This window comes from Dechloromonas aromatica RCB (assembly GCF_000012425.1).
Window position 1 is genome coordinate 1,511,822 of sequence record NC_007298.1, and the last position, 19,825, is coordinate 1,531,646.

The 19,825-nt window shown below is 57.4% G+C and carries 25 protein-coding genes; 12 read left to right on the forward strand and 13 right to left on the reverse strand.

Translation table 11 applies throughout. From position 1 onward, the window contains the following. Positions 1–104: 104 nt before the first annotated feature. From DARO_RS07155 to DARO_RS21610, 6 genes are all read left to right on the forward strand, one after another. A complete protein-coding gene (locus DARO_RS07155) occupies positions 105–695 on the forward strand; it encodes an IMPACT family protein (protein ID WP_041224807.1) in 591 nt (196 codons plus the stop codon). A 265-nt stretch (positions 696–960) separates the two neighbouring features. Further along, positions 961–1,137: a hypothetical protein gene (locus DARO_RS22760; RefSeq protein ID WP_157037154.1), complete on the forward strand. Its 177-nt coding sequence runs from the start codon at positions 961–963 to the stop codon at positions 1,135–1,137. Positions 1,138–1,810: 673 nt separating this feature from the next. Continuing rightward, the gene (locus DARO_RS07165) at positions 1,811–2,425 is read left to right on the forward strand and encodes a 3'-5' exonuclease (RefSeq protein WP_011287139.1); all 615 of its coding nucleotides are present in this window, start codon (positions 1,811–1,813) and stop codon (positions 2,423–2,425) included. Positions 2,426–2,433: 8 nt separating this feature from the next. Next, on the forward strand, positions 2,434–3,072 hold the full coding sequence (locus tag DARO_RS07170; RefSeq protein WP_011287140.1) for a glutathione S-transferase: 639 nt from the start codon (positions 2,434–2,436) through the stop codon (positions 3,070–3,072). Between the two features lie 47 nt (positions 3,073–3,119). Further along, entirely contained in the window at positions 3,120–3,485 is a 366-nt protein-coding gene (locus DARO_RS07175) for a hypothetical protein (RefSeq protein ID WP_011287141.1), read from the forward strand. A 395-nt stretch (positions 3,486–3,880) separates the two neighbouring features. Then, positions 3,881–4,531, forward strand: coding sequence for a ribonuclease HI family protein (locus DARO_RS21610; protein WP_011287142.1), 651 nt, complete (start codon positions 3,881–3,883; stop codon positions 4,529–4,531). Positions 4,532–4,822: 291 nt separating this feature from the next. Here the strand turns inward: DARO_RS21610 and DARO_RS07185 are convergent, their stop codons facing one another. The 4 genes from DARO_RS07185 to DARO_RS07200 all read right to left on the reverse strand — a co-directional run bounded on the left by DARO_RS07185 (position 4,823) and on the right by DARO_RS07200 (position 6,804). Continuing rightward, positions 4,823–5,035 (reverse strand): hypothetical protein, encoded by a 213-nt coding sequence (locus tag DARO_RS07185; RefSeq protein WP_011287143.1) that lies wholly within the window; start codon positions 5,033–5,035, stop codon positions 4,823–4,825. Positions 5,036–5,185: 150 nt separating this feature from the next. Continuing rightward, entirely contained in the window at positions 5,186–5,989 is an 804-nt protein-coding gene (locus tag DARO_RS22205; RefSeq protein WP_011287144.1) for a Spy/CpxP family protein refolding chaperone, read from the reverse strand. 60 nt (positions 5,990–6,049) lie between these two features. Then, complete coding sequence (locus DARO_RS07195) at positions 6,050–6,370, reverse strand: hypothetical protein (protein WP_011287145.1); 321 nt, start codon at positions 6,368–6,370, stop codon at positions 6,050–6,052. Positions 6,371–6,600: 230 nt separating this feature from the next. After that, positions 6,601–6,804, reverse strand: a complete 204-nt coding sequence (locus DARO_RS07200) for a cold-shock protein (protein WP_011287146.1) — start codon at positions 6,802–6,804, stop codon at positions 6,601–6,603. 125 nt (positions 6,805–6,929) lie between these two features. Here DARO_RS07200 and DARO_RS22765 point away from each other — a divergent pair, with 125 nt between their 5' ends. Beyond that, positions 6,930–7,070, forward strand: a complete 141-nt coding sequence (locus DARO_RS22765; protein ID WP_157037155.1) for a hypothetical protein — start codon at positions 6,930–6,932, stop codon at positions 7,068–7,070. Positions 7,071–7,366: 296 nt separating this feature from the next. Here the strand turns inward: DARO_RS22765 and DARO_RS07205 are convergent, their stop codons facing one another. The 3 genes from DARO_RS07205 to DARO_RS07215 all read right to left on the reverse strand — a co-directional run bounded on the left by DARO_RS07205 (position 7,367) and on the right by DARO_RS07215 (position 9,921). Continuing rightward, the gene (locus DARO_RS07205) at positions 7,367–8,296 is read right to left on the reverse strand and encodes a VTT domain-containing protein (RefSeq protein WP_011287147.1); all 930 of its coding nucleotides are present in this window, start codon (positions 8,294–8,296) and stop codon (positions 7,367–7,369) included. Positions 8,297–8,381: 85 nt separating this feature from the next. Further along, a complete protein-coding gene (locus DARO_RS07210; RefSeq protein WP_157037156.1) occupies positions 8,382–9,260 on the reverse strand; it encodes a pirin family protein in 879 nt (292 codons plus the stop codon). 61 nt (positions 9,261–9,321) lie between these two features. After that, positions 9,322–9,921, reverse strand: coding sequence for an FMN-dependent NADH-azoreductase (locus DARO_RS07215; protein WP_011287149.1), 600 nt, complete (start codon positions 9,919–9,921; stop codon positions 9,322–9,324). Between the two features lie 140 nt (positions 9,922–10,061). Here DARO_RS07215 and DARO_RS07220 point away from each other — a divergent pair, with 140 nt between their 5' ends. Further along, positions 10,062–10,961, forward strand: coding sequence for a LysR family transcriptional regulator (locus DARO_RS07220; RefSeq protein ID WP_041224268.1), 900 nt, complete (start codon positions 10,062–10,064; stop codon positions 10,959–10,961). Between the two features lie 245 nt (positions 10,962–11,206). Here DARO_RS07220 and nifM read toward each other — a convergent pair whose 3' ends face one another. From nifM to nifV, 6 genes are read right to left on the reverse strand one after another with little or no spacing between them, the layout of a single operon-like run. Then, complete coding sequence (gene nifM / locus DARO_RS07225; RefSeq protein ID WP_011287151.1) at positions 11,207–12,022, reverse strand: nitrogen fixation protein NifM; 816 nt, start codon at positions 12,020–12,022, stop codon at positions 11,207–11,209. A 4-nt stretch (positions 12,023–12,026) separates the two neighbouring features. Continuing rightward, the gene (locus tag DARO_RS07230) at positions 12,027–12,485 is read right to left on the reverse strand and encodes a nitrogen fixation protein NifZ (protein ID WP_041224269.1); all 459 of its coding nucleotides are present in this window, start codon (positions 12,483–12,485) and stop codon (positions 12,027–12,029) included. Next, a complete protein-coding gene (gene nifW, locus DARO_RS07235) occupies positions 12,482–12,823 on the reverse strand; it encodes a nitrogenase-stabilizing/protective protein NifW (protein ID WP_011287153.1) in 342 nt (113 codons plus the stop codon). The genes DARO_RS07230 and nifW overlap by 4 nt, the downstream gene beginning before the upstream one ends. Positions 12,824–12,833: 10 nt before the next feature. Beyond that, positions 12,834–13,373: a hypothetical protein gene (locus tag DARO_RS07240; protein WP_011287154.1), complete on the reverse strand. Its 540-nt coding sequence runs from the start codon at positions 13,371–13,373 to the stop codon at positions 12,834–12,836. A 20-nt stretch (positions 13,374–13,393) separates the two neighbouring features. Continuing rightward, on the reverse strand, positions 13,394–14,170 hold the full coding sequence (cysE, locus tag DARO_RS07245) for a serine O-acetyltransferase (RefSeq protein ID WP_011287155.1): 777 nt from the start codon (positions 14,168–14,170) through the stop codon (positions 13,394–13,396). Further along, positions 14,163–15,299: a homocitrate synthase gene (gene nifV, locus DARO_RS07250; protein ID WP_011287156.1), complete on the reverse strand. Its 1,137-nt coding sequence runs from the start codon at positions 15,297–15,299 to the stop codon at positions 14,163–14,165. Before nifV ends, cysE begins: the two co-directional genes overlap by 8 nt. 339 nt (positions 15,300–15,638) lie before the next feature. Between nifV and DARO_RS07255 the strand changes: the two genes are divergently transcribed. From DARO_RS07255 to DARO_RS07270, 4 genes are all read left to right on the forward strand, one after another. Further along, positions 15,639–17,690 carry a histidine kinase gene (locus DARO_RS07255; protein ID WP_011287157.1) on the forward strand — a complete coding sequence of 684 codons (2,052 nt, stop codon included), beginning with the start codon at positions 15,639–15,641 and terminating at the stop codon, positions 17,688–17,690. A gap of 2 nt (positions 17,691–17,692) precedes the next feature. After that, a complete protein-coding gene (locus tag DARO_RS07260; RefSeq protein ID WP_011287158.1) occupies positions 17,693–18,343 on the forward strand; it encodes a response regulator transcription factor in 651 nt (216 codons plus the stop codon). Positions 18,344–18,467: 124 nt separating this feature from the next. Next, positions 18,468–18,818 carry a c-type cytochrome gene (locus DARO_RS07265; protein ID WP_011287159.1) on the forward strand — a complete coding sequence of 117 codons (351 nt, stop codon included), beginning with the start codon at positions 18,468–18,470 and terminating at the stop codon, positions 18,816–18,818. 46 nt (positions 18,819–18,864) lie between these two features. Further along, positions 18,865–19,818, forward strand: a complete 954-nt coding sequence (locus tag DARO_RS07270) for a DmsE family decaheme c-type cytochrome (protein WP_011287160.1) — start codon at positions 18,865–18,867, stop codon at positions 19,816–19,818. The last annotated feature ends 7 nt before the right edge of the window (positions 19,819–19,825 follow it).

Sequence of the window (19,825 nt, forward strand, 5' to 3'; positions counted from 1 at the left end):
TCAGGGATGTCATGTGAAAGGTAATAATGTGTATCGGTACGTGACAGAAGCGTTTCAGGCTGTTTATTGGCGAACAAACCCTGTCTGATTTACCCATGCTACCCATGGCCCAGTGCATTTCATTCGCAGTCGTCAGCGAACTCATCATCAAGAAAAGCCGCTTCCTCGGCTGCGTCCAACCCGTAGCAGACCGGGCAACGGCACAGGCTATCGTTGCCGACCTGCGAGCGCAGCATCCAGGAGCAACGCATGTCTGTTGGGCGCTGATGGCAGGCGGTCATTCAGCTGCAGTCGATGATGGTGAGCCCAGCGGCACTGCGGGCAGGCCAATGCTTGAAGTACTTCGCCATCAAGACCTCGAGGGCGTCCTGGCCACTGTGGTTCGCTACTACGGCGGTATCCAGTTGGGGGCTGGTGGTTTAGTCCGCGCTTACACGGATTGTGTGGCCCAGGCACTGAAAGGCGCGACCAAAGTGCCCATCGTTAAATTGAGAACCCTGCAGTGTTCCGTGCCCTATGCCTTTGAGGGGATGTTGCGGCGAGAGATAGAGGCAGCGGGTGGCGTCTTGCAAAACGTCCAACATGGAGAACGGGTGGAGTTCATCTTTTCGCTGGCCGATATTGCCGCTGATGCACTCGTAGGGCTCCTGAATGAGTCAGGACAGGGTCGAATCCTCTGGGTGGATGACGACTAATCCGGGGCTCAGAAAGGCGAAAGCCCCGCCGGGGGAGTGCGGGGCTTTCAAGGCGGCCAATTCAGGGAGGGGGGAGGTGGCCGCCTAGGCTGTTGGGGTTCAGCGCATGTGTGCAATTTACGGGTGCATCGCATCAAGTTCAAGTAACCGATTGCAACAGCAGGTATCCATTTGTTGAGTGGTTTCCGGTGATGCATTTTGCATCCAGTATTGCCCTCTATTGTTTACTGTATAAAATTACAGTATTCAACAGAAGGAGCGAGTCATGATTCGCATTGTCTGCCCCGGTTGCCACAGCCCGCTATCCAGCGCCGAACTTGAACAAGCCACAATTGACGGGCATCTAAGCCTTGTCTGTCCAGAATGCGCCATGGTCCTGCTCACTGAGCCGGTCGATGCGCATTTGATTCAGAAAGCAGAAGAGGCGCCTGCGCATGTTTGAATCTGCGGCCCAGTGACCAGGCATGGGCGAGTCCTGAAAATCTGGATGGCAGGCTTTCTTCGTCAGTGATTTGATGACGTGCCGTCATCCCGAGATTGGATTTCCTGTTGGGAAATGTTGGGCTCAGCATCTCGCAACGGTATTTCGGCCGTAGGCGCGGGTGGCTCGGTTTTCAGGGGCTGGGTGTTCCCAGTGCCTTTTGTACGCGCTCTGCCACGCTTGAATACCGCTTCAACGCAACCAGACTTGATGGTTAGCTTACTCAACGGGAACGACCGATTATCTTGAGTTAAGGTAGTTCAACGATGCAAAAGTAGTCTGGTTCTCCGAACAGCAGGCTCATGAATACTCGGCCAGGCTTGCATGCGAGGAGTTCCCGAATGTCATCCGCTCCGCTGGGCAATTCATCGACCCCAAGCTCATAAACGCGATTACCCTCGCTAACGAGACCGTTCAAGAGGTCTTCTGCGTTCGAGTAGCTATCTGCTTCGGTATGGACAGTCCCGTAGGTGTATCGCTCAGGATTGCCATGGCTAGGGACGAGCGCGGCTAGATAGAACATTGATGACGTCCTTGAGTAGTGAGCGACGACTATAAGCAAGTTCACGGCACCTTGGCAAATGAGACAATTCGCCCTAGGAAATTGCGAATTTAACCGCCAGGGGAGTGAATTTTGGACGTTGTAGCTGTAATCGACTTTGAGACGACAGGTTTATCCCCGGCGCAAGGTGACCGCGCGACCGAAATAGCGGCCGTCATCCTCGAAAACGGCAAGGTCGTGGACCGTTACCAAAGCCTGATGAACGCTGGCGTACGCATCCCTTCGTTTATTGAACAGCTTACCGGCATTTCCAACGCCATGATTCGCTCTGCGCCGCCGGCCGCACAGGTCATGCGAGAAGTCTCAGACTTCGTGGGTGATATTCCGCTGGTTGCTCACAATGCTTCATTCGACTGCAAATTTTGGGACGCCGAAGTGGCACGCATCAATTTGCAAAGGTGCCAGGAGTTCGCTTGCTCACTGCTGCTCGCCAGGCGTCTGATGCCTCTGGCCCCAAGCCACAAACTGGGCGCGCTCATTGAATTTGCCAAGCTGCCAGTAGCGGGACGCGCCCACCGGGCACTGGCCGACGCGGAAATGGCGGCCAGCCTTCTGGCGTACTTGGCCGGTGAGCTGCGGAGCAAGCACGGGATTCAGCAGGTAACCCACGAGCTCCTTCGCAAGATTCAGGGACTTCCGAAGGCGAAGATAGCGCAGGTCTTGGCTCGCTATCAACAATCTCAATAGTCCACCGCATGCCGAAGCCGTTGCTGTACACCTACCGCCGGTGTCCCTACGCGATGAGAGCGCGGATGGCCTTGCTGGTGGCCGGCATCGATTTCGATGCGCATGAGGTCTCGCTGCGAGACAAGCCTCCCGAGATGCTGGCGCGCTCACCCAAGGGCTCGGTGCCAGTGATGCTTCTCCCGGGCGGCCAGGTGTTGGAGCAAAGCTGGGACATTATGCGCTGGGCGCTGGAGCAGCAGGCAGCCAAGAGTTTCTGGGCAGCGGCCCAGGCAGCGGAGAACCTGGACTGGCTGGCCAGGAACGATGGCGTGTTCAAACACCATCTCGACCGCTACAAATATCCCGAGCGTTACGAGGAGGCATCCCGGGAAAAGCATCGCGAACAGGCGCTCGCATCATTTCTACGTCCGCTGAATAGTCGCCTGGAACAGTGCAGCTTCCTTGGCGGAAGCGAGCCCTGTGCAACAGACATGGCGCTGTTCCCATTTGTTCGGCAGTTTGCTGCAGTAGAGGCTGCCTGGTTTGAGTGTGAGGAATTGTCCGCATTACAGGCCTGGCTTGCTGGTTGGCTGGCAAGCCCGTTGTTTCTGCACTGCATGCAGAAGCTACCCAGCCAGACGACGGTGCCATTTCCATCGTTTGGGTAGGAGGGGCGCTGGTATCCTTACGGCCCTCGTGCAACACAGTCCTCGCCATGTCCGATTTAACTGCCTCTTGGCTAGCTGCTCAGTTTCCAGATGTTCGTGCCGAGCTGGCCAACCTGATCGATTACCGACCTGAACCAGCGTTCATCCGCTTGCTCGCTGAATTGCTGCCGGTCGTGCCATGCCCGGGGCTTGTCGACCTTTACTACGACATTTGGTACTGCGTTCCAAGCCGTTTGGCCTTGCGAATCGCGATGAAACAGGTTCATGCCCCGGAGGCGTTAGCGCAGTATCTGGCGCTCACTGAGCGTGTTCTCGTTGATGCAACTGTGTGTGCGGCATTTGAAAGTCAGCTCTCGGATGCGGACGATGTTGATGAGGTCATTTTCTGGCTGAAGCGAAGGGCTGGGCGTTAGGTTGTATAGCCAGCCGAGAGCGTGCACGGCAGGTGGCTGAGGTCGAAGCGCCTAACTAGCGACTCCAAAGCATGGTGCGTAATACGAATGGAGTAGTAACTTAAGTAGCCAGTGAAGTCTTAGCAATCGCAAGTCGTAATTTCAAAAAAAGCCTTCATGACCAGCATGATGACGCCAAGAAGCAAGTTTTTATTGCTTGTACGCCGATTTGATTTCAGCCAAATCAACCTTGATGCTGCGGATGTTTTCCCGGTTGCGCGCACCTATCTTGCCTAACGCAATAACGGCCCGCACCGCCTGACGTCAGGGCTAGCAATGAGCTTCGATGGTGTATCAAAAACCTGAAAGGCTGAAGCGATTTCTGTAGGATGCGAGGCCTAACAGGAGATGCATGCATGAATGCCACCACTTGGCACGCCTGGTTCGACGGGGCAACCAAACACACCAATCCCGGTATTCGGGGTGTTGGTGGCCTTCTCAAAGGCCCGGCTGGCGAGAGAATTGAAATTTCTGAGGATATCGGCGAGGGCACGAATAATGAGGCTGAGTACGCAGCCCTCATGGCTGTGCTTGATGCCGCAGTTGCCGCCAAGGTTCAAGACCTGATTGTTTACGGCGACAGTCAACTCGTGATCAAGCAGGTCAATGGCGAGTGGTTGATCAACGCCAAAGGCTTGGTACCGATGTGCAAGACCGTACGGCGACTGATGGCTCAAATACCCAAAGTCAGCTTGGCCTGGATTCCGCGTGAGGAAAATACCGAGGCAGATGCTCTTTCCAAGAAAGCCGTTGGTGTGACAGGGCAAGGCCCTGTTGACCGGACGATCTGGACGAATATCACCGAGATCGCCAAACCCTTTGGTCTATCCGGTGTTGCCTTTGGCAAGCGTATGGACTTGGCTAAGCTGCGCGAAAGCGGAAAGCCAACTCAGCTTGCACTCGACAAGGGATGCGCGCTTCTTGTTGAAAACAGCTTTGGGCATCAAGTTTATTGGCATAAAAAGTTGCTTCCGGCCGCTCTTCGAGAAGCGATGCTGTTGGACTAGCATTCGATAAACAGATATCTCGAGCATTGCGCGCATTCGTCGCAACCAGGCTTAATGGCTGGGAATTCGCCAAAATAGTCATTCTCAACGAATGGTGCGCGCCCGTTACTTGCGAGCAGCAAGGCTCTCGGGATAACGGATTGTTCGTTCCAGGAGGCCGGGAGTTTTTGCGCTGGCAACTGGAACTAAGGTGCCACGCTAATTCAGCTGTACAGAAAGAAAAAAGACCAGCAAATTTGCTGGTCTTTTGTCCTTCCAAGGATACTACGCCGTATTCCTGAAGAACAATCCCTAGGCGAGTCCCGGGGCCGAAGCGATGTGCGCTGGTATCAGCGAACGTTCGGACACAATCAGGCGTTTTCTGATCCCTTCGCCAATCTTGCGCTCGACTTCCCACATGGCCAATCCCTTGACCACGGCAACTTGCTCAATGGCGGTTACGACATCACCCAGTTTGGTGCACAGATACTGGGCACCGCGTTCGATTGAAGACTTCACTTTCATTCGGCCAAATCTCCTGTGTGGTAGTTGCGTGAGTAATCCTACTGAAGTTTTGCCAGGATTGAAACTAGCCAATCCTGACAAGCTTTTCCATCGGTTAGGTGTTGCAAAAGGAAGCCCGGGCCTGCCAGGCTTCAACGGATTTGACGGGAGTCAGGGCTTGTTCGGGGCCTTGCCGGTGCTCGAGGCCTTGGGGGCCGGTTTGCCGGCCATACCACCGCGAGGACCGGCATGGAAATCCTCAAAGATCTTCTGTTGTTCCGGGGTCAGTGCGGCGTAGAACGCTTTGAGGGCTGCGACATGGTCAGTCATCTGCGCTTGCCGGGCTTTGGATAACTCAAGCATTTTTTCAGCACGCTCCGGCGCATTGAGCTTCGCCCAATCTTCTGCTGGCCCACCCTGGGCAGCCGTTCTCGGTTGTTCGGAATCCATCAGCTTTTTCCAGGCGGGTTCCTGTTCGGCTGTCAGTTTCAGGGCCTCATGCAGCTGGGTGTGATGCTGCTCCATCATTTTGGCATGCCGTTCCGAATGTCCGCCCCGATGATCGCAGCCAGGGTCCGCCATGGCCGGGCCTGCTGCAAAGGCACCAACGCCTGCTGCGAGGAGGAGCGATTGAACCACTTTGCGATATGAACTCATTGGGATCCTTTGTGATTTCGACGGCACGATGGCAGCGAAAATTTGCTGGGTTGATGTGCTTCCGCCTTCGGGGAGTGAGAGATATTTCCGTGATGTATTGAGGAAAGTTGCGATGTTCATGTCTTGATGGGCGTTTTTGGTCTGGTTCATTGATTTGGTCTCGCTTGTTTTTTGAATTGAAACCATCTTCACATCAAACGGGGGGTATGAGTTCAGTTCCATTGCAACGCTTTGTATCCGGATGTTGCAGCGGTGGTTTGGTAAATAATTGTAGACACAAAAAGGGCCAGCGAATGCTGACCCTTCTTGACGTTTCATGCCGGAAAAAGTCTCCGACCATGCTGGCCGGAGCAAGCCTGTTCGGCAGGAGAGATGCTGTTACTTGGCCGCAGGTGCGGGGGCGGCTACCGGTGCGGCCTCATGCTTTTCTGCCTTGTGACCCTTCGCCTTAGCCTTCGAGTGTTTTTCGACTGGCTTGCCAGCATTCACCTTCGGGGTTTCAGCCTTTGCTGCTTCGACCTTGGCCGGTTCGGCAGCCTTCGGTGCCTCGACCTTCTTTTCGGCGGCGGCTGGGGCTGGAGTAACTACCTTGGCGGTCGGAGCCGCTTGCGGAGCAGGGGCTGTGCTGCCTTGTGCGAAGGAGGCAGAAGCGAAACCGGCAGCAACGGTCAGAGCAACGATGAGTTTGGAAACTTGCATTTTGAATCTCCTGAATAGGTAGGTTGTTTATTCGGTATTCGGTGCTGACAAATTTTGCAGCGCCTTGTGTCGAATAACGCGGCTGGTGACTCAGGGGATGTCATAAGAAACGTAATGCTGTGTATCAGTCGGTGACTGAAACGTTTCGGCGGATTTCCAGGAGATGGAAAGTGCCAAAGAAAAAGCCCGGCATGAACCGGGCTTTCATTGTCAGATGGTACTGACCTGTATTACACCGGCTGGATGTTGCTCGCCTGCAGACCCTTCGGGCCAGTCGTTACATCAAAGCTGACTTTCTGGCCTTCGGTCAGGGTCTTGAAACCGCTGGACTGAATTGCAGAGAAGTGGGCGAACAGGTCTTCGCCACCCTGATCCGGTGTAATGAAACCAAAACCTTTTGAATCGTTAAACCATTTGACGGTACCTGTTGCCATGCCTTGAATCTCCGAATAATTGACGGGGCCATGCCCCTGATAAGGGCGATGATCAAGACAGCAAGTACAGATGGGGCATTGCGCCGCAGAACTGCGGATACCAGACCAACCTACAACAGCAGCACTTGAAAATCGCTGAATTACACTATGCACTGCATTTCACCGAAGAACAAATGATATTTGCCTTAAATGATGGCACATCATCAAATTTGATCGCAAAAAGCGAAAAGCCCATGCGTTCAGACATGGGCTTTGTAAATCTTTGACCTTGGCACTCACGGCCTAGGCGTTCGGCAATTTGCCGTTTGGGTGCTACTCGGACTTCTCAAGAAACTGCGGCGGACTATCAACCATAGAACCTCCAGTCACCTTAAAAACTGCCGTTCTGACTGAACCTGAAACTAGCCGGAACTCGATTCCAGATTACTCCTCTGGAAAGGAAAGTCCAGTTTATTTTTCAGAATTTTTACCGGCAGGAACTGCCTTCGGCAGCGGGTGACTGGTTAAGAAACAGCGTTCATTCATCAAGCAGTCACAACAGACTTAAATTTAATTTTGCTAGTCAGACGTTGTTCCCATTGGCGGTCGCTAGCCAAGCTTCGTATCCCCCCTTGAGTGGCCGTACCGACAGGAAGCCTGCGTTGAGCAATTGGCGGGCTGCCTGTATCGCCCCGGCGTCCTCCGGGCAGGCGCACAAGGTCACGATAGGCAGGTTTTTGGGCCATTCGCCCACGGCATCGAGCAGCCTGTCATGTTCGGCCACTGTTGCACCGGTGATCGGGCCGGTTTCGGCCACCATGCTGTGCCCGCGCAGATCGAGCACCAGCGGGGGCTGGTCGGTTTCCATTGCGGCCATAAGCTCAACCGGCGTGATGTGAGGGACAGCCGACAATTGCCGGAAGCGATATTTCTGCCATAGCTTCCAGCCCAGCCACAGCGCGATCGTGCCGGCGATCAGCCCGAGCAGGCTTCCGGAGTTCTGGTCCAGCGCCTCGATGGCGCGATGCACCTCTTTACGCAAAAGCCAGCCCGTGCCCAGGCCAAGCCCGGCCCACAGGGCAGCCCCGGTGGCGGCGGCAAGCAGGAAACCCGGCAAGCCCATGCGCAATGAGCCGGCAATGGGTGGTGCCACCGTTGAAAAACCCGGAACAAACTTGGCAAAGACCAGCGATCCAAGCCCCCAGCGGACAAAGCGGGCCTCGGTCTGGCTGACGCAGGAGCCGGGATTGATCGACAGTTTGCATAGGCCGGCCAGCACGCGATAGCCAAAGGCGCGCCCAGCCAGGTACCAGACCCAGTCGGCCAGCACCGACGCGACGATGGCGGCGGCCAAGACGCTGGCAAACTGCCAGGAGCCGACGATCAGGCTGCCGGCCAGGAGCAGGGTGGGAACGGCTGGCACCGGTAGCCCGATCTGTTGCAGCAGGACGTTCAGGAAAACGACCCAGACTGCATCACGCTGGAGCGCTTCGCCAAGCTGGGAAATTTCCATCAAGCTGCCTTTCTTTCATGTTTGACCGGCCCGGCCAAGTCGGGAAATAGATCGTCACGGTTCGACGATGGCCGGGGCGATTGGTTCACAGCGATTGAACCACCGTCGCCTCGAACTTGCCAGACTGGTAATCGCGCATGGCCTGATGAACCTGCTCGGCGGTGTTCATCACGAACGGGCCGTACTGCGCGATCGGCTCATTGAGCGGTTGTCCGGTAATGATCAGCACGCGCGACGCCTCAAGCGCTTCGATGCAGACGGCCGGTGCGCCGTTGTTGGTCAGGATGGCCATGTGCCGGTCGGCGACCGTCGTGCCGGCAATGCTCACGCTGCCACGATAGGTGTAGGTAAAGGCATTGTGACCGGCGGTGATCGGCTGCTCGAAACTCGTACCCGCCGGCAGATGCACGTCGAGATAGAGCGGCTCGGTGTCCGGACGGTGGACGGCCCCGTTGATGCCGTGGCTGGCCCCGGCAATGACACGGACGACAATGCCATTCTCGTCGGCATATTCCGGAATGGCGGCCGGCGGGATGTCGCGATAGCTCGGGGCAACCATCTTCTGGCTGGCCGGCAGGTTGAGCCAGAGCTGGAAACCTTCCATCAGGCCTTCTTCCTGTTCCGGCAGTTCGGAATGGATCAGCCCGCTGCCCGTCGTCATCCATTGGGCGCCGCCCGGCCCGAGCAGGCCTTCGTTGCCGACGCTGTCGTGGTGCCGCATCCGGCCGGCGATCATGTAGGTGACCGTTTCGAAGCCGCGATGCGGATGATCAGGGAAGCCGCCGATGTAGTCGTCCGGATTCTCGTTGCGGAAGGCGTCGAGCATCAGGAAGGGGTCGAGGCGACGTTGCAGGTTCTGGGTCAGCACCCGGGTCAGGCGCACGCCGGCGCCGTCGGAGGTCTGAACACCGGCAACGAGGCGCTCAACCGTTCTGAATTGATGGCTGGATATGGCTGTGTTCATGATTTTCTCCAATGGGGGCAGGGTGGAAGCGCTCATTTCTGAACGCCTCCGCGCTTCGTTGTTAGGCAATCAATTCTTCAATCTGTGCTTCGGCTTCGGCAAACGCCTTGCTGGCTGACTCGGCACCCATCGCCAGGCCTTCGGCGTAGATGAACTCGACGTCGGTCATGCCGAGAAAGCCGAGCACGCTCTTCAGGTAAGGCACCTGGGAGTCGGCCGGGGTATCGCGATAAAGACCGCCGCGGGCCAGGGCGACATAAACCTTCTTGCCCTTGAGCAGTCCTTCCGGACCCTTCTCGGTGTAGTGGAAGGTGACGCCGGCCCGGGCGATGGCGTCGATCCAGGTTTTCAGCTGGACCGGCACGCCGAAGTTGTACATCGGGACGCCGAGCACGATGGCATCGACCGACTGAACCTGGGCAATCAGCGCATCATCGAGGGCCACGCGGGCCGACTGTTCGGCTGTACGCTGATCGGCCGGCGTGAACAAGGCGCCGAGCGCCGGTTCGTCGAGCACCGGATGCGGGTGACTGGCCAGATCGCGCAGTTCGACCACGGCATTCGGATTTCGCGCCAGCAGGCGAGCCGTGACGGTGTCGGCCAGGCGGGTCGAGTTGGCACCGGCAGAACGGGCGCTGGCATTGATTTGCAGGATTTTCATGATCGTTTTCTCCAATGTGGGGTGGTGGGAAGTGGTTCAAACCGCTGAAACCATGAAGTGAATTCTATTGGTCACAATATCGATCCGGAAGCCGCTGAAATGGTTATTATTGTTCCGTAATTGAAACAATGAGTGCACTCATGAGTCTTGATGCCAACGATCTGATTCTTTTCGCCCAGGTGATGGCGGCCGGGAGTTTTTCCCGGGCGGCCGAGCGCTGCGGTCTGCCGAAATCGACGCTGTCCCGGCGCATTACTCAGCTTGAAACCAAGCTCGGCGAGCGCCTGCTGACGCGCAGCACGCGCCGTCTGGCCATCACAGAATTTGGCGAGCAGATTCTCGATCACGCCAAACGCCTACTCGAGGAAACCGAGGCCGCTTCGGCCATGGCCCTGCATCGGCAAGGCACGCCGCGCGGTGTGCTGCGGGTTTCGCTGCCGCCCGATTTTGTCGAACTGGATCTGACGCCCTTGCTGCTCCAGTATGCGAGCAGTTATCCGGAGGTTCGCCTTGAGCTTGATCTGTCGCCACGTCGGGTCGATCTGCTGGCTGAGCGTTTTGACCTCGCCGTACGGGCCGCCAGTCGCTTGCCCGATGACACTACCCTGGTCGCCAGAAAGCTCTGCGAAATGCAAAACGGGCTTTATGCCAGTCCGGCCTATCTGGCCCGCTATGGCACGCCGGCCAAGCCGGCTGATCTGCTCGATCATGTCTGCCTCGGGATGATCAGCGGCACCGGCGAGGCCTTGCCCTGGCAGCTCTCGTGTGGCGGGGATCAATGGGAGGGGATGCCGAACGGTCCTCTGGCGGCAAACTCGCGCAGCCTGCAGCGTGATCTGGCGGCACACGGACTGGGTATCGTCGGGCTGGCCGAGCGTTTCGCTACCCAGTGGATTGAGCAGGGCTTGCTGAAGCGGGTGCTGCCGGAGTGGCGCTTGCCGACAGTGACGATCTGGTGCGTGACACCGGGCCGGCGCCTGCTGCCGCTGCGAACCACCGCCTTCATGGACATGCTGCGGGCAGCATTGGGAACTGATTGACGACAATCCAAGGCACCAGCCGGGAGGGGAAAAGCCTCGACTTTCAGGAGGTGCCTAAATTTTTTGCACTGACTTAAAATCCTTGATGGCTCAATGTCTTGCAGAACAGACTCAGTAGGACCCCCCAGACTTATCCACAGTTTTCGGGGATAAGTAATGTTTATTCACCGGCTGTCGGAAGCGGGGCGATCAAGTCTGCACAGTGGCTTCGCACATTGACCACTGTTTTCCGCACCGGCTGGACCTCAGGCGACAGGGAGGCTCTTTATCCATTCGCGTTGCGCCTCGCGGCGGCGCTTGTCGCCCAGGCGCGCGATGATACGTTCGCATACCTCGCCAAACGCCAGCATGCCGCTCGGCAGAATTTCGTCGCAGCGCAGGATGTGCAGGCCGATCGGAGACGCAAGTACGGCGCTGATCTCACCTTCGTTCAAAGCGAAGGCAGCCGGTTCAAGTTCGGCGTAAAGCTGCTTACGCTTTACCGTACCGAGTTGGCCGCCTTCCATGGCGGTTGGGCATTGTGAATGGCGTAGTGCCGCCTCGGCGAATTTTGCGGGATTTTTCAGTGTCGAGCGCAGCGATTCCAGAGTGGCAATTGCCTTGGCCTTTTCCTGTGGGGTGTTGAAGGTAATCAGGATGTGGCGCAGGCGACGGGCCTCGGGCCGATCGAAGGCTTCCGGATGCAGACGGTAGTAGATTTCGGCATCGACGGCGCTGACCGGCGGGCTGCTCGATGCGACCTTTTCGAGCACAGCCTCGATGCGCAGATCGCGTTCGACGGCCTGTTCCAGCGCGGCTTCGTCAAGATCGCTGCGTGCCATGTCGAGGATGAATTCTTCATTTGCCGGATAGCGTGCGCGGATTTCATCGAGCCGGTTCTTCACAGTGGCGGCCGGGACGACGACATTGGCCGAAGCCGCGCTGGCGAGGATGCGCTGTTCGATGCTGTCCTGCTTGCGGGCGATATCGTCGAGACGGTCGCGCTCCGGTTCGCTCAGCGTTTCCGGGCCTTTCTTGAAGAGTTCCCAGGACAGTTTTAGTTCGAGGTAACCGTGTTGCATGCTTTCATTCCCTGGTTGCGACCGGTTCCAGCAGGGCTTCAGGAATTTGCAGGACGCGGCCCGGCAAGCGGTCGAAATGGATGTGGTAGGCGACGCCGGAGGCAGCATCGCGGATCACCTTGATGACTTCACCGACGAAGCCCGGTTCGACCAGCACAGTGCCGCCCACCGACAGCCCCTTGGCCGCTACCACTTTTTCGCGGAACTCGAAGCGTGACGGCGTCCACGGGTCATCGGCGCCGATCAGTTCTTCTTCGCGGCAGCCGACGATCTTGCCTTCGTCGAGGAAGTTAACCGAGTAGATGATCTGATCCTGCAGGAAGGTGCCGACATCGACGACGTAACCGATGCTGCCGCGGCGAACCAGCGGCGCGCCGGGGTCGAGGCCAGGGTAGGTGCCGTCGTTGCGGACGTTGCGGGTGAGACGCACTGCCTCACCGTACTCCCACTGGGCGTTCATCATTGGCGGAAGACCTTGTCGAGCGACACGAAGGAGCTCATGCCGCCATCCGGTTTGGAAACGGTCTGGAAGACCGCGAAGACCTTCTCCGTCAGCGAGTCGGAGGTAACAAAATCCTGATAGGCACGTTCCAGCCACAGGCGATAGATGCCGCGCTGCTGGCTTTCTTCGGGCGGCAGGTTGGGCGCCTGCTTGGCCAGGTAGTCGTGGAAGCGCTGCAGGATGTGCAGGCGGTTCACATGGACGACGGCGGGGTCATAGGGGACTGCGAAATAGTCCAGGAAATCTTCGGCCGAGACCAGGTCTTCCATGGCTTCGGCAAGGCTCAGAGTGTCTTCCATGATGGCCTCCTCAGGCTGCGACAAGGGTGAGTGATGCGTCTTCAGTCGTTGCGCTTTCGCTCTGGAATTCATCGACGACTTCAAGCAGTTTGGCCGCCCCGAGATGATCGCGGCTATCCAGCGCGGCCAGCTTGGTCAGGCGGTCGCGCGATTCGGCGATGCGGCCGAGGCGGAGCAGGACGACGCTCTCGGCCTTCAGGGCCAGCAGGTAGAAGCGGAGCAGGCCAAATGAGGTGGCAGCGGCCGAACCGAGCTGGGCTTCATCAATCTGGCGCCAATCGTTGGGAATCCCGAGATGGCGGGCCGAAACGCGCATGGCGTGGTCGGCGACGATCAGCACATCGTCCAGCCGGTGCTGATAAAAATAGTAGCGGTACAGGCTGACCAGCACGGTCAGGTGCTCCGGTGCCAGCAGGTTGGCGCGCAGCAGCGACAACTCAGCGGCCGGGTCGCCATAGTCCTCGGCGGCCTGGGCGATCAGCCGCTCGGCCTCGGGGGGCAGTGCGTCCTCGAAGTAGAGCTTGCAGTCGGAGAAGTCGAGCAGGTCCATGGTTTGGTTCAGTCCAGTGTTCAGTGCATGGCCTCGTGCTCGCAGCACAAGTCGCCGGCGGTGCAGGTGCGGCAATCGCCACTGTGGTCGGGGGGAGGCGGTTCATGGCGGATCTCAGCCAGTTCCTTCTCCAGGGTTTCGATGCGTTCGATCAGGCAGGCGATGGACTTGGCGACCGGATCGGGCATCACGTTATGGTCCAGGCTGATGCCATTTTCGGGGCGTGCCGTGCCGACCCGGGTGTCGACGATCCGGCCGGGTACGCCGACCACCGTCCGGTCGGCCGGCACATCCTTGACGACCACCGAATTGGCGCCGACGCGGACGCGTTCGCCAATGCAGATCGGGCCGAGTATCTTGGCGCCGGCCCCGACGACGACACCGTCGGCCAGGGTCGGGTGGCGCTTTCCCTTGTTCCACGAGGTGCCACCGAGCGTTACACCATGGTAGAGCGTGACATCGTCGCCGACCTCAGCCGTTTCGCCGATGACCACACAGGCGCCATGATCGATGAAGAAGCGGTGGCCGATGGTGGCACCAGGGTGGATGTCTACGTTGGTCAGCGTCCGGCTCAGGAAGGAGAGGAAGCGGGCCGGGAAGCGCCAGCCGTTCTGCCACAGGCGGTGCGACAGGCGGTGGGCGAGGATGGCATGGACGCCGGGGTAGGTGGTCAGTACCTCCAGTGTCGAGCGGGCCGCCGGGTCGCGCTGAAAGACGCAGCTCAGGTCTTCCTTCAGGGTCGCCCAGAGGCCGGGTGCTGCCATTGTGCTTGCGGTCATGGTCATCGCTTCAGACATGGAGGTTGCTCCGGAGGGAGCTCAGAAGGTCGCGCAGATCGGACACTTCCGGCGGGTGTTTGTGTTCGGCGACAAAGGTGCGGACGCGCGGCAGCATGGCCTGGGCTTCGGTCTCGCCGAGTTCGAAACCGAGGCCCGCATAGACGACCTGCACGGCGCGCGAACCGGAATGCTTGCCGAGCACGATGCGGTGTGACTGGCCAACTTCGCGCGGGTCGAAACCCTGGTAATTGTCAGGGTGCTTCAACAGGCCATCGACATGGATTCCGGCTTCGTGCGTGAAGGCGCCGGCGCCGACGACGCTCTTCTGCCAGGGGATGGCGCGCCCCGAAGCGCTGGCCACCTTGGCTGACAGTGACGGGAAGCCCTTGAGGCTGACATTGGTCTCGATGCCATAAAGCTTGGTCAGGCCGAGGACAACTTCTTCCAGCGGGGCATTGCCGGCCCGTTCGCCCAGACCGTTGACCGTGGTATTGACGTGCGTCGCACCGGCCTTGCAGGCGGCCAGCGTGTTGGCGGTGGCCAGGCCCATGTCGTCGTGGGCGTGCATTTCGATTTCCAGGCCGGTGTTGCGGCGCAGGGTCGAAATGCGGTCGAAGGTGCCAAAGGGTTCGAGAATACCCAGCGTATCGGCGAAGCGCAGGCGGCGGGCGCCGGCCCGTTCGGCCGTTTCGGCCAGCGCACAAAGGAAATTCATGTCGGCACGCGAGGCGTCTTCGCAACCGAGGCCAACTTCGAGGCCAAGCGACAGGGCGGCGCCAATGAACTTGGGCAGTTCGCGCAGCAACCAGGCGCGGTCCTGCTTCAACTTGTAGGCCAGGTGCTGGTCTGAGGCCGGTACCGAAATGTCGATCAAGTGGGCGCCCAGGCCGGCGCAGGCGGCGATGTCGGTCGGGTGCATGCGGCTCCACACCATCAGGCGCGGGGCGAGCTGGAGATCGGCGACGGCGCGGATCGAGTCGCGCTCCTCGTCGCCCATCGCAGGAATGCCGACTTCCAGTTCCGGCACGCCGATGGCGGCGAGCTGGCGGGCGATGTCCAGTTTTTCATCCAACGAAAAGGCCACGCCGGCCGATTGCTCGCCGTCGCGTAATGTCGTGTCGTTGATGGTGATGAAGGGCTGTTGCATGGCAATCTCCTTGCTGCTTCCTTTGCAAGGTTGGTGCCAGGGGTTAAGGTGCTGAATTGGTGTGTGTTTTTTCGTGCTTCTTCACAGATTGTCGGAGCTGTGTCAGGAACGCGACAAGGTGCTACCCGGATTGGAGAAGGTGATTGGCCACGCAGGACTCTTAATCCGGGGGGGCTCTTCGCTGACCGCTTGCCGGCGAGTCTGCTATTTACCGGGAGCCGATACCGCCAATTGGATGATCTTGGTGCCAAATTTCGTTTCATCGAATGAGCAAGTCCATAATGCCCATCTTTTTCTGTGCGGGAAGCACTAGGCACTCAGATTATTGTGGCGGAAAAAATGATTGAGATTGCTCAAACAGTCAGGAGACTGATCCAGAGCCCATCGGTTCGGGCTGTGTTGATGCTGTCAGTTTCAATGGTGATGGCAGTGGTTGTCGGCACGCTAGCGCTGCTCGTTGATTTGCGGCAACAGGAGTTGACGCATGCACGAGGCGAAACGATCAGTCTGAACCGGATTCTGGCTGAACAAACCACTCGAACGATCGATGGTGTGGCGTTGGCCATGTATGGTGCCCGCGACCGCATATCCGACAAGGTTGGGCGAGACCTTGCATTGGATAGCACGCCCGTTCATCTGCTGCTGCAATCTCGGATTATCGGCCTGCCGCAAGTGAAATCGATGTTTGTCGCCGATAGCAAAGGCATGGTGGTCAATTCGTCAAGGGATGATCTGGCCTCGCCGTTCAGCGTTGCGCAGCGAGAATTTTTTCAATACTTCAGTACGTCGAATCAGGATGGCCTGTTTGTGTCGCTCCCCGAACGGGCTCGAATCGATGGTCAATGGACCTTTTACCTGGCTGTTCGATTGTTGAATTCGGATGGCAGCTTTCGGGGGGTCATCGCTTCCGCCATCAGCATTGAATACTTTGAGTCGCTCTATGACAGCATCAATCTGGATTTTGTCAGCAAAATTCAATTGCTGAGTCGACATGGGGAACTGATGGCAGGGCATCGCACGGGGGATAGCGCACTTGGTGAGCGAGTGCTTGAACCAGATTCACTATCCAGAATTGCGGGGCATCCTGAAAATGAGGTCGTGCTTTCCAATCATGATGCAATGATGGAGCCCTGGATTTCAACGTATCGTCAGGTGGCGAAATACCCCTTGATTGTTTCGGCCGCCGTTAGCGAACACGAAGCGCTTACGCCATGGCGCAGAGTTGCCCTACCTATAGCAACCGGTGCCGTAGCGGTGATCGTATTCATCTTGTTGGCAACGACCATCATTCTTAAAAATCTGCTGAGGAAAGAGCACCTTCAACTTGAGCGCGATGCCAGTAACGAAAAACTCAGGCACATGGTGCAGTCGGTCAGGGATGCGATTCTCACGGTCGACTCCTCCCAAAACATAGTCTTGTTCAATTCGGCAGCAGAGCAGCTTTGGGGGATACGAGCCGCCGATGTTCTTGACCAGAATATCGAACAGTTTTTACTGCGCTCCCAGCCAAAAATTGTTGCTTCAAATCTGCTGGGCTATCTGCGCGAGGCTTGGCAATCTCCTTCTGATCTGGCGCTACTGGGCATTGTTTCGTTAGTGAGAGACGATCAGGATATCCCCGTGGAACTAAGCCTTTCCAGTACAACGGTGCGAGGGGAAAGGCTGGTGACCGCAATTTTTCGCGATCTATCGGAACGCCAGCGTACCGAGTTGGAACTGCTCAAATCCAATCGTCAGTTGCAAGAACTCACCGCCTCGTTGGAAAGCGTCCGGGAGCAGGAGAGGTTGCGCATTTCACGAGAGTTGCATGATGAATTGGGGCAAGCGTTGACTGGACTCCGCATGGAGATTTCCTGGCTGGGGGGGCGTCTTCTCACGACGCAACCCGAGTTGGAACAGAAAGTTGTTTCAATCAAAAAGCTGATTGATGGGACCATTAAGTCGGTCCGTCGAATTTCTTCGGAGCTCAGACCTCTGGTTCTTGATGACCTGGGATTTGCTGCGGCCGCCAACTGGTATGTCGACCAATTTGCGACACGAACCAATTTGAAGGTCACACTCGAGTTGCCGAACGACGACCCGGAAAACGGTGGAACGGTGGCGACGACGCTGTTCAGGGTGCTGCAAGAGTCGCTGACCAACGTCGCTCGCCATGCCGGAGCACGGAACGTCGATATTCGGCTGCTGCAAGCAAACGATCAGTGGCGACTGGAAATTCGGGACGATGGTCAGGGATTTGACCAGTCATCAGCAAAAATGGGTGGCATCGGATTAATCGGAATGCGAGAGAGGGTTCAGGCCCTGGGCGGAAGCTTCGAACTGACGGCGGCGCCGGGTCAAGGTACGCTAATCGAAATTTGCATTCCCGTAGAAAGCGCACGAAAGGGCTGATGATGGAAAAAATCAAGGTACTTCTCGCGGATGATCACACCATCATTCGTGATGGACTGAAGCAGATTTTGGCGGATACCGAAGACCTCGTCGTGTTGGGCGAGGCGGCAAATGGCAATGACGTCATGCACTTGATCAGGGGGCAGAACTGGGGGGTTCTGGTTCTCGATATCTCGATGCCTGGACGTAGCGGCCTGGATCTGATTCGCATGATCAAGGATGAAAAGCCATCGCTACCCATTCTGATCCTGAGCATGCATCACGAAGAGCAATATGCCTTGCGCGCCATTCATGCCGGCGCCTCAGGTTATGTCACCAAGGAGAGCGATAGTGACTTGCTGGTTACCGCTATCCGTCGGGTGGCAGCGGGCGGGGTGTACATCAGTGAAAAAGTGGCCGAACTGATGGTTCGTGACATCCGGCCTGCTATGGCGCCATTGCCCCATACCCTGCTGTCGGATAGGGAGTATCAGGTCTTCAATATGCTTGTCATGGGCAAGGGGCTGACGGAAATTGGCGCTGAACTTTCCCTCAGCGTCAAGACGATCAGTACGCATAAGACCCATATTCTTCAGAAGATGAATATGACCAATGCCGCTGAGTTGATTCGCTACGCAATTGCCCACGGATTGAGCGATTCCAGCGATGCTTGAAATAAGAATAGGAAATTTCCTATGGGTGATTTAATCCCCTGCTGATACTGAGGATATTTACGTGAATTTACACTCACCCCAAAGGTTATGACTTAAGAACTAGTTCTCTAGGGTGGGTAAAAAAATGAAATTCGGTTTCGCACGTTCTGCACTGATCGCCGCTTCTGCGGCTGCTTTTTTGTTCACTACCGCAGCCTCTGCTGCCGTTGATGAAGACGCTGCCAAGGCGCTGGCCAAGAAGAATGATTGCTTCAAGTGCCACGCCATCGACAAGACCAAGAAAGGTCCTGCCTACAAAAAGATCGCCGCCAAGTACAAAGGCAAGGAAGCTGAAGGCGAGCAAAAGATGATCAAGAACATTACCACCGGCCCGAAGGTCAAGCTGGAGGACGGTACCGAAGAGGATCACAAGATCATCGATACCAAGGATCAGGCTGAGATCAAGAATCTGGTGCACTGGATTCTGTCGCTGTAAAACTGCCGGTTTGGCAAGTATTTGTAGGTAATCAGGGGGAAGTAACATGAAACAGTGGCGAAACATCATCGCTGCCTGCGGCTTGGTGGTCGGGCTGGGCTTCGGCCTGCAGGCCAAGGCGGCCGATATGGCAGCTGACCGGACACTCAAGGGCGACAAGGTTTGTACCGAGTGTCACGACGAGAACGACAACAAGGCCATCCTGGCCGTCTATAAAGGCAAGCATGGCGTCAAGGCTGATGGTCGCACCCCAGGCTGCCAGACTTGTCACGGTGCCAGTGAGGCCCACGTCAAGAACGGCCCGAAGCCGGGTGAAAAGGGCGCCAAGCGCGGCAAGGTCGACGTCGTCTTCGGTGCAAAGTCAGCGAATTCGTCGAAGGAACAGAACGGTGCCTGTATCAGCTGCCACGAAAGTGGTCTGCGTACCCACTGGTCCGGTAGCCAGCATGAGACCGCCGACGTGACCTGTGTCAGCTGCCATAGCAACCACGTTCATCAGGACAAAGTGTTGAAGAAGGCTACGCAGCCGGAAGTCTGCTACACCTGCCACAAGACCGAGCGCGCCCAGAGCCACAAGATTTCCGCTCACCCGATTGCAGCCGGCAAGATCGCCTGTTCGGATTGCCACAATCCGCACGGTTCGGCAGGCCCCAAGCTTCTGAAGAAGAATACTCTGAATGAAACCTGCTTCACCTGCCACGCCGAAAAACGCGGGCCAATGCTTTGGGAGCATCAGCCTGTTACCGAGGATTGCTCAACCTGTCATACGCCGCATGGCTCCAATATCTCTCCGTTGTTGAAATCGCGCACGCCGTTCCTGTGCAATGAATGCCATGACGGTCCTCACTCCAAGAGTGCCGTTGCCGCAAATGCCGGTGGCTTCCAAGCCGGGTACACGGGGGCAGCTCCGAGCGGTACTGCGGGTGGTCGCTCCTGCATGAACTGTCACGTGATGGTCCATGGTTCGAACAACCCGGCTGGCGCCTGGTTGCATCGTTAAGCAGGAA

What these genes read in the sequence shown, in the direction of transcription:
- DARO_RS07215 (WP_011287149.1), bottom strand. Translation starts at nt 9,921, where the DNA reads ATGAAAATCCTGCAAATCAATGCCAGCGCCCGTTCTGCCGGTGCCAAC.
- DARO_RS22760 (WP_157037154.1), top strand. Translation starts at nt 961, where the DNA reads ATGATTCGCATTGTCTGCCCCGGTTGCCACAGCCCGCTATCCAGCGCC.
- nifV (WP_011287156.1), bottom strand. Translation starts at nt 15,299, where the DNA reads ATGCAACAGCCCTTCATCACCATCAACGACACGACATTACGCGACGGC.
- DARO_RS07230 (WP_041224269.1), bottom strand. Translation starts at nt 12,485, where the DNA reads ATGATGAACGCCCAGTGGGAGTACGGTGAGGCAGTGCGTCTCACCCGC.
- nifW (WP_011287153.1), bottom strand. Translation starts at nt 12,823, where the DNA reads ATGGAAGACACTCTGAGCCTTGCCGAAGCCATGGAAGACCTGGTCTCG.
- DARO_RS07185 (WP_011287143.1), bottom strand. Translation starts at nt 5,035, where the DNA reads ATGAAAGTGAAGTCTTCAATCGAACGCGGTGCCCAGTATCTGTGCACC.
- DARO_RS21610 (WP_011287142.1), top strand. Translation starts at nt 3,881, where the DNA reads ATGAATGCCACCACTTGGCACGCCTGGTTCGACGGGGCAACCAAACAC.
- cysE (WP_011287155.1), bottom strand. Translation starts at nt 14,170, where the DNA reads ATGTCTGAAGCGATGACCATGACCGCAAGCACAATGGCAGCACCCGGC.
- DARO_RS07220 (WP_041224268.1), top strand. Translation starts at nt 10,062, where the DNA reads ATGAGTCTTGATGCCAACGATCTGATTCTTTTCGCCCAGGTGATGGCG.
- DARO_RS07155 (WP_041224807.1), top strand. Translation starts at nt 105, where the DNA reads ATGGCCCAGTGCATTTCATTCGCAGTCGTCAGCGAACTCATCATCAAG.
- DARO_RS07255 (WP_011287157.1), top strand. Translation starts at nt 15,639, where the DNA reads ATGATTGAGATTGCTCAAACAGTCAGGAGACTGATCCAGAGCCCATCG.
- DARO_RS07240 (WP_011287154.1), bottom strand. Translation starts at nt 13,373, where the DNA reads ATGGACCTGCTCGACTTCTCCGACTGCAAGCTCTACTTCGAGGACGCA.
- DARO_RS07205 (WP_011287147.1), bottom strand. Translation starts at nt 8,296, where the DNA reads ATGGAAATTTCCCAGCTTGGCGAAGCGCTCCAGCGTGATGCAGTCTGG.
- DARO_RS07170 (WP_011287140.1), top strand. Translation starts at nt 2,434, where the DNA reads ATGCCGAAGCCGTTGCTGTACACCTACCGCCGGTGTCCCTACGCGATG.
- DARO_RS22205 (WP_011287144.1), bottom strand. Translation starts at nt 5,989, where the DNA reads ATGAAACGTCAAGAAGGGTCAGCATTCGCTGGCCCTTTTTGTGTCTAC.
- DARO_RS07210 (WP_157037156.1), bottom strand. Translation starts at nt 9,260, where the DNA reads ATGAACACAGCCATATCCAGCCATCAATTCAGAACGGTTGAGCGCCTC.
- DARO_RS07200 (WP_011287146.1), bottom strand. Translation starts at nt 6,804, where the DNA reads ATGGCAACAGGTACCGTCAAATGGTTTAACGATTCAAAAGGTTTTGGT.
- nifM (WP_011287151.1), bottom strand. Translation starts at nt 12,022, where the DNA reads ATGCAACACGGTTACCTCGAACTAAAACTGTCCTGGGAACTCTTCAAG.
- DARO_RS07265 (WP_011287159.1), top strand. Translation starts at nt 18,468, where the DNA reads ATGAAATTCGGTTTCGCACGTTCTGCACTGATCGCCGCTTCTGCGGCT.
- DARO_RS07195 (WP_011287145.1), bottom strand. Translation starts at nt 6,370, where the DNA reads ATGCAAGTTTCCAAACTCATCGTTGCTCTGACCGTTGCTGCCGGTTTC.
- DARO_RS07270 (WP_011287160.1), top strand. Translation starts at nt 18,865, where the DNA reads ATGAAACAGTGGCGAAACATCATCGCTGCCTGCGGCTTGGTGGTCGGG.
- DARO_RS07260 (WP_011287158.1), top strand. Translation starts at nt 17,693, where the DNA reads ATGGAAAAAATCAAGGTACTTCTCGCGGATGATCACACCATCATTCGT.
- DARO_RS07175 (WP_011287141.1), top strand. Translation starts at nt 3,120, where the DNA reads ATGTCCGATTTAACTGCCTCTTGGCTAGCTGCTCAGTTTCCAGATGTT.